Origin of the sequence: Enterococcus sp. DIV1682a, assembly GCF_051711005.1 — a bacterium.
Lineage (GTDB): Bacteria > Bacillota > Bacilli > Lactobacillales > Enterococcaceae > Enterococcus_B > Enterococcus_B hirae.
Genome location: NZ_JBIOLT010000001.1, coordinates 2,191,972 through 2,205,071, shown reverse-complemented (window position 1 = coordinate 2,205,071; position 13,100 = coordinate 2,191,972). Strand labels below are relative to the sequence as shown.

Sequence of the window (13,100 nt, the reverse complement as noted above, 5' to 3'; positions counted from 1 at the left end):
GATTCATTCGTTAGTTGAAGCGGCTTTTCTATTAGGGGATTTCAATAAATTTTTTTTTTTGAAAAAAAAGGAACATTTCTCCCTATTTTCCACTTTATACTTAAGCTCAATGAATAAACGAGAAGGGAAAGAGAAATGAAAAGAACTTTGTTCTATTTAGATAGGGATAGTTATGTTTGCTATTTATTAGAGAAAATCAAAGAGATAGATGAAAAACGAAGTATCGAACACCATTTATTAGTGGAAGGTGCAAATCGAAAGTCTATAGATACAGTCAGTCAAATCAAGAAGATGGATTTCTTACCAATATTTAAGGATAAAACCCAGCAAGAGATAGTTAACGAAGCCACTCAATACTGTCAATCGCTGCTAAATGTTTTTAATAGTGCGATAGGAAAAAAAGCTATTACAAATTATCTTGTGCTACATGACCTGAGTCCAGAATTGACTAAAGAAATTGTTGAAGGACTAGTTTTTAAGGGAACTGTGAACAAACATGGATTTTTTAAAAAGATAGAAAAGAAAAAACAATTACATAAAAAGTTCAATGAAACATTGGTCAAATATGGCACAAATGAAGGGATAAAAGCAATTGAAAATCAACTCATTTTAAATGAACTTCCTCGATCTGAATACAACAAAATAAGTGCAACAATTGGAGAATTTTTGTTTCCTACATGGGAGAATTCCAGATACTCTAAACAAATTACTTTGACGGCCAAAAGATGTAATGTTTTTTTAGAGGATTTCGGTGAGACAGAAGGATTATTAGCTGTTCAATATTATTTATTGTTGCAAAATACAACAGCAGACAGAGCGAAGGATATACTTAATGAAGTTCAATTACCCAAGACAATCAATCAAAAAGAGTATAAAGACCTTCTCGTTACAACGCTCTATTATAATAATATGGGGGCAACAGAAGTAGAAAATCGGCTAGTTCTACAAGGAGTAGATCGTAAATTTTTCAATCGGATAGGAGAAATTTTAAACATCAATTTATTGCCTTCCTTGAAAGATGAACCTTTATCAAAGGAGGAGAAAATAACTAAAGCAGTCAAATATTGCCAAAGTTTTTTAAATTACTGGTATCCAAACAAAGTAAATGGAGTTAAATCAGTCAATAATTACCTTATGTTGGAAGATTTCCCTCCTGCAATCAATATCGAAGTCATAGAGCGAATAAAAGATTCTATGAATGATGAGGACCGAAAAAATTTCCATTTTTGTTTAACTAGATATATAAAATATAGCCAATTTGTTCGAGAATTAGGATCAGAAATGGGCAGAAAAAAATTCGAGAATTATTTTATTTTAACTTATCCTAGTTTACAACAGCTTCATCAAATGAATGAATACATCGATCAATCAATATTCCCAATGATAGATATGACTAAAAGAGGGGCAATTAGCACATTAGTTGATCGGTGCAATTCTTTTTTAGAAGACTTAGGACCAAAAATAGGCTTTGTAGCGATTCAAAAATACTTATTGTTACAAAATACAGCGCCCAAGTATATTGATAAAATTTTTAGAGATCTAAGGTTTCCTAAAACTATCAATAAATTTTATTTACAGAAACAATTCGAGGAAGTGTACAAGTGCCAATCGATGTTGATAGGATCTGAGGGAACTGTTGGAAAGAAAAAATGTGAGGAATATCTTGTTTTACGAGGAATGAATCGAACGCAGATCGATCAATTGAGTAAGATACTAAATGTCACCTTGCTTCCTTCTTTGAAGATGAAGTCGTCTCAAAAACTCATTGACGAAGTAGTCCAACGTTGTGAACATTTTGAGCCATTGGCAACACGGAATTATCTTGTGCTTCAAGAGCTGCCTCCAGATATTCTTGAGGAAATTTTTACAAAAATCCCTTCAAAAGTAAATGTTGTTCTTGATAATAGTTATTTGACTATCAAAGAAGAAGTAAGACTTGTTAAGGAGTGCCAAGCATCATTTAATAAATTAGGGCTCATTGAGTGGAAAAAATCAAGTGAAAATGCCCTTGCCTTAAGGGGAGCGAATCAAGAATTAGTCACGTTGATCAATAACCATGTAAATGAAGAGTTATTCCCCAAAGCTGGACGTTTATCTGGACAGTTGAATCGTTGTCACTCGTTTTTAAAGGATTTAGGTAATGAAAAAGGAATGAAGGCTATTGTTCATTTTCTATTATTTACAGAGAGACCACTAAAGGAAACACTCCATGTGATTGATGGGTTTGATTTTCCTTTGCCCGTTTCTTCAGAGGAATTAAAGGTGAGCGCTATTGAGAAGTATTGTGATCATATCGTACAAAAAAAGGATGATTGGATCTGGCAAAGGAAAGAAATAGAAAATACATTGATTTCCATAGGTGCAAGTAGAAGAATCAGTAATCGATTAAGTGATCGTTATGAGATTCCATTATTTCAACCGATTTTTGATGGTAAACTCTCAGCAGATGAGATCAACAAAGGGAAAAGGGACATAAGGAAACGTTGTGATGAGTTAATCAAAGAGAACCGATCCAAGGGGGGGCATATACATGCGCTGGTCAATTACTTTTTCTTACAAAAAATGCCAGTCAAAATTGCAAAAGAAACTATCAAAAAGCTAAAATTAGAGACCATCACTAAAGACGAGGTAAAAAGAGTCGTGTTAGCTAATTATTATACTTATCTTGGAGAAAAAAAACCACTAGCTGAACATTTAAAATCGGTTAAACGATACTTACGTATATTAAATTGTTTTAGAGAGCAGGAATCGCAGATTAAATATGATCGTCAATTTCGTTGAAAAAGTTTTCAGTTAAATGTTAATGATGAAACGAAAAGAATCAGGAAGATCCAACTCTAAGAGGATACATTCAAAAATGAACAAATCATACATAAAGAGATTCGCAGCATTTTGTCCAATTTATTTTGGCGAAATGCTTTTTTTGTTCTTTTATAAATATAAAAATAAAAAATAATAGTTATTTTAAATAAAGCAGTAAAAAAAGATGAAAAAGAGAAAAGAGAAAAGAGAATATGGATATTTATTAGTTATTTTAGATAACTATAAATATATAAATGTTAATATGCAATACAAAAATATCAAATCATTTGATGCTTTGATAAGATAATGTTAACCTTGTTTTGTAAGGGTTATCATTTTTTGTTTTTTAGGAGGTTGGTTTATTAAAAATAACTGATAGTTTTATTAGGGGAGTTCGTATAGAAAAAGAGGGGAAGGGTTAAAAATGAAAAAGTTTAAAAAAATTAGTTTGGCAGCGATGTTATTTTCTTCTGTTATTTCTCTGACAACGCCATTATTCAGCCGCAAAGAACATGTGCATGCTGAAGAAGCACAGGAAATTACAAAAAAAGCGTCTTATCGTAATGTGATGTATTATGGTGATTGGTCGATTTGGGGAGGAGAACAAGAATTTTATCCTAAAGATATTGCCGCAGACCAATTGACGCATTTAAATTATGCCTTTTTGGATTTTGATAGTAATGGTGAGTTGAAATTTACAGATAAAGAAGCCGCTGTAGGCGTGCCAGCAGGTGAAGCAGAAGTCGGATGGGGAAATGCTGCTTCTGGTTTGTTGAATGCGCTTCAAAATTTGCGTGGACAAAATAAAAACTTAAAAATTGGCGTGTCATTAGGTGGTTGGTCAAAATCGGGTGATTTTTCTGAAGTTGCAGCTAGTCCTGCGAAACGAAAAAAATTAGTGGAAAACATTACTAAATTCTTAAAATATACCAACATGGATTTCGTTGATATTGATTGGGAATATCCAGCAGATGTTCGTGAGCCTGATCGTGTCGACAACAAAAATGATGAAGGAACACCTAACGCAAAACCAGAGGATAAAGAAAATTATATTTTACTATTAAAAGATATTCGAGCGGCGATCGATAAACAAGGAGTGGAATTAGGTAAGACTTATGAACTTTCCGTAGCATTACCTGCGTCCCAAGGAATGTTGGACAAGGGAATTGACATCAAACAACTATTTGAAGTAGTTGACTTTGCGAATATGATGACTTATGACATGAATGGTGCTTGGAGTGCAACAAGTGGTCATCATACTGCACTTTATGGTAATCCTAACGACCCGAACTATGCAAATGGGTTGTCCGTTGATCAGACCGTTCGCTTTTTGAAAGAACAAGGGGCTCCTTCAGAAAAAATCGTTATCGGCGCAGCTTTCTATACTCGTGGGTGGAATGAAGTAGCTAAAGGGACAGACCCAAATACTCCTGGATTATTCCAACCTGCTGAAAAAAGCAATAAAGATGCAGACCAAACGCCGACATATGGTGCGGACAATGAACATTCTCTGGCACTTGGGGATGGTGGCCGAGCAGGTGGAGTTTGGTCCTACCGAAACATTGATGAATTAAAAACTAAAATCCCGACTCTAAAAGAATATTGGGATGATACAGCCAAAGCACCATTTTTATACAGCGAAGTTTCAAAAGAGTTCTTTACCTATGACAATGTAAAATCAATTAATTACAAAACGCAATATGTGAAAGAGCATGAATTAGGTGGTGTAATCTCTTGGATGCAATCGCAAGATAAGCCAACAACGAGTACGAAAAGAGATGAACTGACCAAAGCAATCAAAAATGGGTTGTTTGGTACAGAAAAACTTCCAGAGTATAAAATTGTATCAAGTGATCTAAATGTCGAGGTAGGGATTTCTACTTATTCTGAAAACAGTTCAAAAGGGTATGAATTAGTCATCAAAAATAAAGAAACACTAAATGAAAATTCGGACGTTTTATCAGCTATTGAATCTTCTCACAAGACAATTAAATTACCACGATACACTTTAGCGTTGAATTCAAATGAAATTCTTAGTAGTGGTGATTACAAAGCAGGCGAGGTTTCAACCTCAAATGGAATGGTGACGATCGATTTAAGTGGGGTTTATGAAGGAAAAGAGCTTAAACCAGGGGAGACATATGTGTTTAGATTAAAATCAAATGCAACTGATGTATCCGTTGATCATATTGCTTCTATAAATCTAGCACAAAGAATTACAAAAGCCGGTATAGATATCTCGCAACAAACGATTTATGGAGAGGATTCAACTAATCCAACGCCAACACCAGATCCAGAAGATAAAGAAGCACCATCTATTCCGACTGATCTGACAGCTTCAAATGTGACAGAGACAAGCGTGACGTTGAACTGGACCGCTTCGACGGATAATAAAGGAGTAGCAGGTTATTATGTTTATCGTGACGGACAACAAGTTGGTCAAACAGCTACTACCAATTATATTGACAAATATTTAATGGCTGGTTCAACGTACATTTATACTGTAAAAGCGTTTGATCATTCTGGTAATGTTTCAGAACACAGTCAACCTTTGAGTGTAACAACACTAGATAGCACATCTTCATCAAAATATGAAGCATGGAGTGCTACAAATATTTACAAAGCTGGTGATAAGGTGTCTCATAAAGGGCAAAACTATCAAGCTAAATGGTGGACAAGCGGGGAAGAACCAGGTACTGAACAATGGGGACCTTGGGAGTTGATTGATTAAATTGCTGGTTATTAATGGGTAAAACATACTAAGTTTTAACGTTTGGGACTAATTAATTGGCTCCCATCGCAGTGGAAAAAAGTTCTATTCTACTGTGATGGGAGTTTTTATGCTATCTAAAAGATCAGGCTATGCTCTTAAGGTCAAATGACCAATTGGATAGCCTGTTTTAAGAGGTCTTATGACCGTTGCTTCAACGCTTCATTCCTATAGAATGATTTCTGAAACAACGTTTATTATCTTTAGAATAAAGCGTTAAAGGGATATCATAAACTCATTTTTTTTGCTTTTTCAGTATTCGCAAAATGTAATTTTGCATAATTTGCTAACAAATCAACGCCACCTTGTTCAATGATTTTTGCAGCTATTCGATCCGACTTTGTTCCAGCGCCAGAAGGTAACTCTAGACCGATCTCTGCTGATTCTTTAGCTAATTCTTCTAGAAAACTTGCTCGGCTGATAATCGATGCCGCAGCTACCGCCAAGTGGTATTGTTCTCCTTTAGTCACAAAATAGAGTTTTTCTTGCACTTGATTTTTTTCCAAACGGACATACTTTTTATAATTGCTTTCTGGTGTAAACTGATCGATCAAGATTGCCTCTGGTTTGACAGGAGCAATTTTTTTCAGCAGTAGATGGATCGCTTGATTATGCAAAGCAACTTTCATACGCACAGCATTGTATTTCGGTTGGATTTCGTTATATTTTTTAGGCTCGAGTACTAAAAGTTGATAAGGGATCGTCTTCTTCAAGATACTAGCCAATTGAATGATTTGAGGATCTTTTAATTCTTTTGAATCACGAACGCCTAGTTTTTTTAGTTGTGTTAGTTGCTCCTTGGCCACGTAAGCAGCACAAACTGTCAATGGACCGAAGTAACTCCCATTTCCCACTTCATCACTTCCTAATACAGATAAAGATTCGATGTTCTTAGGCAAAGATGCAGCTGTTTTTCCAGCTTTGGGTTTTGCTGAAGCTGCTTCGCCCCATTGACTTGCTTCTTTTTGGGCATTTGCACCTTGGAACATGACTTTTCCTGAGGTGTAGGCAGTGATGGTCGTGCCATTTTTTTTAGCGGCAAATACGGTATAAGGAATTTTTTTAGGTAAAAGATAAGAAAGATAAGCTTGTTTCATTTTTTCCATTTGGGCAGTCGTTACTTTGATGATAATATTACTCATTATGTACCTCCAGTTTAGTTAAATTAATAAATTTAGATGCTTGTTAGATGAAAGATCCCTCAATAGTTCCTTGTCGTTCAGTTGGGGACGAGACATAGCATTTTTTCAAAGTTTATCATATAATGATAAGGTAAATATAAGAAAATTTGTGTACAACTGTTAAATCATTAATTTCATGGTACACTAGATAATAATTTTATCAATAGGGGGAAATGATTCGGATGGCGCACGAAAAAACACGCTATAAAGCAGTGATTGCCGACCAAACTTACACGATTATTGGACGTGAAACAAAGCACCATATGGATATCGTGACAAATTTGATCAATGAACAACTAAAAGAATTGAAGGATTTGTCTCCGCAAATCGATAATGAACAAGCAGCGATCTTAATGGCTGTCAATGCGCTCTCGGATCAATTGAAGAAGCAAGAAAGAAATCTCGAACTTGAAAAAGAAGTAGCAGATTTAAAGAAAAAAATGATCAAATTTGTGGAAATGGAAAATCGAATCAAAAGAATTGAAGCGATTGAAAACGAAGCACGAGAAGTGTTGAAAGAAAACGGACAGGCAGATCGAGAAATCAAGAATCATGTGGAAGCCCAACAAATTTTAAATGAAAAAAGAAAAGGTCAAATCAAACAAAAATCTTCAAATTGATGAAAGAGAAAGGAACAAGACATGTTAAGTCTTTTGATTTTATTTATCTTGCTGCTTGCATTTTTTTCAGGTGCGCGACGAGGATTCTCTATGCAGGTCGTTTATACGATCGGTTATATCTTGTCTTTTATGGCAGCACAGCACTTTTATAAGGATCTAGCAAGTCGTCTGGAATTATATATTCCTTATCCTGCGGTAACATCTAATTCCCAAATGGTCTTTTTTGATCAGACATTTTCTTTCAGATTAGATGAAGCTTTTTATGCAGGAGTCGCCTTTTTGCTGATTTTATTTATCGGAGGATTGCTTACTCGTTTTATCGGGATTTTTGTTCATAGCTTGACCTATATTCCGATTCTAAAACAAGTCGATTGGCTTGCGGGAGGCATCTTATCTTTAATCGTTGCCTATGTCACGATATTTTTGCTCTTGAGTTTATTGACTTTTGTGCCAGTAGATATCGTTCAAAAACAATTTAGTGGAAATAGTCTTGCCCGCTTTATCGTAGAGCAGACACCATTTCTAACCAATAAAATCCATGATTTATGGATAACGAATGTGATAAACTAATCAAAAATTTTTTGTAATAGTATAATAGTAAGTAGTGAAAGAAAAAAACGAAGTTGTGACAGGACAGCAAAGACCAATGAGTCAATGCGAAATGTGACAACTTCTTTTAGTGAAAGTTAGGGTGATAACGTGAATAATCGAATCCTAGAAACATTAGAATTTGAAAAAGTGAAACAGCTTATTCGTCAGTTTGTGGTAACCGCGCAAGGAACAGAAGAACTCGCAAAGTTAGTGCCAATCAACCAACAAGAGAAATTAACAGATTGGTTAGCAGAAACAGAAGATGGCTTAAAAGTTCAAAGGTTACGTGGGGGAATCCCTATTCCTAAGTTAGAAAACATTCGGCCGCATATGAAACGAATTGAGATCGGTGCTGATTTAAATGGACTCGAATTAGCGCAAGTTGCACGTGTTTTATCGACTACAAGTGAATTAAAACGATTCTTTGCCGATTTAGCAGATAGCGAAATTGAATTTTTACGTCTTTATTTCTGGGCAGAACAATTGGTGACGATCCCCGAATTGAATCGACGTTTAAAAGAGTCAATCGATGAAGATGGGCGAGTAACAGATGATGCTTCCCCTGAATTAAAAATCATTCGTCAAAATATTCGTCGAAGTGAACAAACGGTGAGAGAACAACTAGATGGCATTGTTCGGGGGAAAAACGCCAAATACTTAAGTGATACGATCATTACCATGCGAAATGATCGCTATGTGATTCCTGTCAAGCAAGAATACCGGGGTGTCTTTGGTGGGGTAGTCCATGATCAAAGTGCTTCTGGGCAAACATTATTTGTTGAACCAAAGCAGATCGTTGAATTAAATAATCGCTTGAGACAGTATCAAATTGCAGAGCGTAATGAGATCCAACGTATTTTAAGTGAACTTTCTGCTGAACTGGTTCCTCATCGACATGAAATCATTCATAACGCATACGTGATCGGTAAACTAGATTTGATGAAAGCCAAAGCACGTTTTGGGAAAGAACTGAAAGCCATCGTTCCTGCAATCAGTGTAGAAAATCATGTCATTTTAAAACAAGCAAGACATCCGTTGATTGATCAAGAAAAAGTGGTGGCTAATGATATCAGTATTGGGAAAGAGTACCAAGCGATCGTGATTACTGGTCCAAATACTGGAGGAAAGACGATCACTTTAAAAACTTTAGGATTGTTACAATTGATGGGGCAATCGGGTTTACCGATCCCTGTAGATGAAGAAAGTCAAATCGGTATTTTTGAGGAAGTATTTGCTGACATTGGTGATGAACAATCCATCGAGCAAAGTCTCTCAACATTTTCTTCCCATATGACAAACACCGTTGATATCTTAGCACATGTGAATGAAAAAAGTTTAGTCTTGTTTGATGAATTAGGTGCAGGAACAGATCCCCAAGAAGGGGCAGCTTTAGCGATTGCTATTTTAGACGATCTTGGGAAAAAATCGGCTTATGTGATGGCTACGACACACTATCCAGAACTAAAAGTTTATGGATACAATCGGGCGAATACAATCAATGCAAGTATGGAATTTGACGTTGATACACTTAGTCCAACGTATCGTCTGTTGATTGGTGTACCAGGGCGAAGTAACGCATTTGAAATCTCTAGCCGCTTAGGATTAGATCAATCAGTCATCAATGAAGCCAAACAATTAATGAATGACGAAAGCCAAGATTTAAATGAAATGATCGCTGATTTAGAAAATCGACGAAAAATGGCTGAAACGGAGTATTTAGAAATGCGCCACTACGTTGATGAAGCACAAGAGTTATATGAAAACTTAAAAGAGGCGTATCGCTATTTCTTTGAAGAACGAGAAAAAGAAATCGAAAAAGCCAAGAAAAAAGCCAATGAATTAGTTTCTGAAGCACAAGAAAATGCGGAAAAAATCATTGCAGATATTCGTAAAATGCAACAACAAGTAGGCCAAGGAAATGTAAAAGAGCACCAATTGATTGATGCGAAAACCAAATTGGCAAACTTACATCAAGAAGAACAACTGAAAAAAAATAAAGTGTTGAAAAAAGCCAAAGAACAAAAAACATTGAAACCAGGCGACGAAGTTTTAGTGACAACTTATGGTCAAAGAGGAACCTTGTTACGTAAAAACGGGGAGCAATGGCAAGTGGAAATCGGGATTTTAAAAATGAATGTTTCTGAAAGTGAATTAACGCCCGTTGCTCCACAAAAGGAACCAAAACAGCGGGTCATTCATGCTGTACGTTCTGAATCAGCTAGTCACGTGTCGAACCAACTAGATCTTCGTGGCAAACGCTATGAAGAAGCGTTGAGTGAGGTTGACCAATACCTTGATTCAGCGATCCTTGCTGGCTATCCCCAAGTAACGATCGTACATGGAAAAGGGACCGGAGCTTTGCGTCAAGGAATCACCGACTACTTGAAAAATCATCGAAGTGTCAAAAGTTTTGAATTTGCTCCTGCTAACCAAGGCGGTAATGGGGCGACGATCGTTAAATTTAAATAAAACTTACTAAATGTAAGCAGAAGGCTCGTCTCGAATCAAGAAAGGTGCTATAATGACTCTAGACTAAAAAATGGAGGTCTTTGATATGTCACAAGTAGTTACAGATACGACATTTAACGAAGAAACAGATAAAGGCTTAGTATTAATCGACTTTTGGGCAACTTGGTGTGGACCTTGTCGCATGCAAGCACCAATTTTAGATCAGCTGTCAGAAGAATACGATGAAGATGAATTCCGAATCGTAAAAATGGATGTAGATGAAAACCCACAAACGCCTCAACAATTTGGGATTATGAGTATTCCAACATTATTGTTGAAAAAAGATGGGCAAGTCGTTGAAAAAGCGGTTGGTGTACACTCGAAAGAGCAATTACGTCAAATGATCGATCAATATTTATAAACATCTGGAATGTTACTGAGATATCAATCAATGGATTGATATCTCGGTTTTTTTGTCCTTAGCATAAATTTCAGTAAAATCTTTCTCTAGTTTATCTAAACCCTCAAACAAGTCTAGGAAACAAATGAGCCGATTACGATTCTTTTTGACAGACATGTTATAATTAATTCAATGAAATTTGAAAGGAAGTATTTCATGAACGAACGTATCAAAAATAAATTAGCCTTACTTCCTGATCAACCTGGCTGCTACTTGATGAAAGATAAAAATGGCACCATCATCTATGTTGGGAAAGCAAAGATTCTCAAAAATAGAGTCCGTTCCTACTTTACAGGTAGTCATAATACCAAAACCGAACGATTAGTTAGTGAGATCGAAGACTTTGAATATATCGTTACAGAATCCAATATCGAAGCTTTACTTTTAGAAATCAATTTGATCAAGAAAAATGATCCCAAATACAATATCATGTTGAAAGATGATAAAACGTATCCTTTTTTGAAAATCACAAACGAAAAGTACCCACGCTTAGTCATTACACGTAAAGTGTTAAAAGACAAAGCAGTTTATTTTGGACCATATCCAGATGTTGGCGCAGCCAACGAGACCAAAAAAATCCTTGATCGGTTGTTTCCGTTACGCAAGTGTAAACCTAGCCAAACGAAAGAACCGTGTTTGTATTATCACTTAGGACAATGCCTTTGTCCTTATTATTTTGATGTTGATCCACAAGTTTACACGAAAATCGTTGATGAAGTTAAAAGCTTTTTAAATGGTGGCTATGAAAAAGTTGAATCAGAAATCCACCAAAAAATGGTTCAAGCTGCTGAAAAGATGGAATTTGAAAAAGCGGCAGAATACCGCGATCAGATACGAGCCATTGAAACGATTATGACTCGTCAAAAAATGACCAATACAGATCTGGTGGATCGAGATGTTTTTGGTTATGCCATTGACAAAGGCTGGATGTGTGTCCAAGTATTCTTTGTCAGACAGGGGAAATTGATTGAACGGGATGTGTCGATGTTTCCTTTTTATAATGAAGCAGAAGAGGATTTTCTGACTTATATCGGGCAGTTTTATCAAGAAAATGAACATTTTATTCCTAAAGAAGTCTTGATTCCTAACACGATCGATCAACCGAGTGTGGAGGCATTGTTGTCCACAAAAGTTTTACAACCCAAACGTGGTGAAAAGAAAAAATTAGTAGAACTTGCGAATAAAAATGCTACGGTTGCATTGAATGAACGATTTGATTTGATTGCTAGAAAGCAAGAACGAACGATTGGGGCAGTGGAACGTTTAGGGAATGCCATGAATATTCCTACACCTGTTCGGATTGAATCCTTCGATAATTCGAATATCATGGGAACCAATCCAGTAGCGGCAATGGTGGTATTCATCGATGGAAAGCCAGCAAAAAAAGAATACCGCAAATATAAAATCAAAACGGTCACAGGACCAGATGATTATGCTTCGATGCGAGAAGTGATTTATCGAAGATATTCTCGTGTCATTCGAGAAGGGCTTCCTTTACCTGATTTGATTTTGATCGATGGTGGGAAAGGGCAAGTGGATGTCGCCAAAGATGTTTTAGAAAATCAACTTGGGATCGACATACCAGTGGCTGGTATGGCTAAAAATGATAAGCATAAAACGAATGAACTCCTTTTTGGAAATGAACTTTCGGTGGTTCCATTGGAAAGAAATTCGCCCGAGTTCTTTTTACTTCAACGGGTCCAAGATGAGGTCCATCGGTTTGCGATCACATTCCATAGACAACTACGAAGTAAAAATAGTTTTGCTTCTAAGCTGGATGAAATTGAAGGATTAGGACCGAAAAGAAAAAAATTACTTCTAAAAGAATTTAAATCGTTGAAAAATGTTACGGCAGCGACGATGGAAGAACTCCAACAAATTGGGCTACCAAAAAATGTTGCTCAAAATGTTTTTGATAAATTGCATGAGAACTAGCATAGGACACTTTACAAACTACGTAAAGTGTCCTATGATTTTTTGTATAACAAATGATGTAGAATTCGTTTTAGTTCGACGAGGCGGGAAGCGCTATGATGACTATTGGAAATGATTATAGCCAACCTAGATTGAATAAATGTCAAAATGGTCGTTGTTTCAATGAAAAAGTGGGAAAGAATGGTTTTCTTTTTAAACTATTCATTTTTCAATAGACTTTGGACCTTTAATTGATAAAGAATCTCTGGACTATTTCATTTTTTGCATTTGTATGCGATTTAAGTTGTCTGAAC

General features: G+C 36.0%; 8 protein-coding genes. 7 read left to right on the top strand and 1 reads right to left on the bottom strand.

Translation table 11 applies throughout. The features are described 5' to 3' along the window. Positions 1-135: 135 nt before the first annotated feature. Both IGJ23_RS10080 and IGJ23_RS10075 read left to right on the top strand, forming a co-directional pair. Complete coding sequence (locus IGJ23_RS10080; RefSeq protein ID WP_438774923.1) at positions 136-2,781, top strand: hypothetical protein; 2,646 nt, start codon at positions 136-138, stop codon at positions 2,779-2,781. 445 nt (positions 2,782-3,226) lie between these two features. Further along, positions 3,227-5,533 carry a glycosyl hydrolase family 18 protein gene (locus IGJ23_RS10075; RefSeq protein ID WP_438774922.1) on the top strand — a complete coding sequence of 769 codons (2,307 nt, stop codon included), beginning with the start codon at positions 3,227-3,229 and terminating at the stop codon, positions 5,531-5,533. Between the two features lie 266 nt (positions 5,534-5,799). Here IGJ23_RS10075 and rnhC read toward each other — a convergent pair whose 3' ends face one another. After that, positions 5,800-6,714, bottom strand: coding sequence for a ribonuclease HIII (gene rnhC / locus IGJ23_RS10070; protein ID WP_438774921.1), 915 nt, complete (start codon positions 6,712-6,714; stop codon positions 5,800-5,802). Between the two features lie 221 nt (positions 6,715-6,935). Between rnhC and zapA the strand changes: the two genes are divergently transcribed. The 5 genes from zapA to uvrC all read left to right on the top strand — a co-directional run bounded on the left by zapA (position 6,936) and on the right by uvrC (position 12,807). Further along, positions 6,936-7,373 carry a cell division protein ZapA gene (gene zapA / locus IGJ23_RS10065; RefSeq protein WP_010718651.1) on the top strand — a complete coding sequence of 146 codons (438 nt, stop codon included), beginning with the start codon at positions 6,936-6,938 and terminating at the stop codon, positions 7,371-7,373. Positions 7,374-7,394: 21 nt separating this feature from the next. Continuing rightward, positions 7,395-7,943 (top strand): CvpA family protein, encoded by a 549-nt coding sequence (locus tag IGJ23_RS10060; RefSeq protein WP_010718650.1) that lies wholly within the window; start codon positions 7,395-7,397, stop codon positions 7,941-7,943. A gap of 129 nt (positions 7,944-8,072) precedes the next feature. After that, positions 8,073-10,433, top strand: coding sequence for an endonuclease MutS2 (locus tag IGJ23_RS10055; protein WP_438774920.1), 2,361 nt, complete (start codon positions 8,073-8,075; stop codon positions 10,431-10,433). An 85-nt stretch (positions 10,434-10,518) separates the two neighbouring features. After that, on the top strand, positions 10,519-10,833 hold the full coding sequence (trxA, locus tag IGJ23_RS10050; RefSeq protein WP_010718648.1) for a thioredoxin: 315 nt from the start codon (positions 10,519-10,521) through the stop codon (positions 10,831-10,833). A 195-nt stretch (positions 10,834-11,028) separates the two neighbouring features. Next, positions 11,029-12,807: an excinuclease ABC subunit UvrC gene (gene uvrC / locus IGJ23_RS10045; RefSeq protein ID WP_053765715.1), complete on the top strand. Its 1,779-nt coding sequence runs from the start codon at positions 11,029-11,031 to the stop codon at positions 12,805-12,807. The last annotated feature ends 293 nt before the right edge of the window (positions 12,808-13,100 follow it).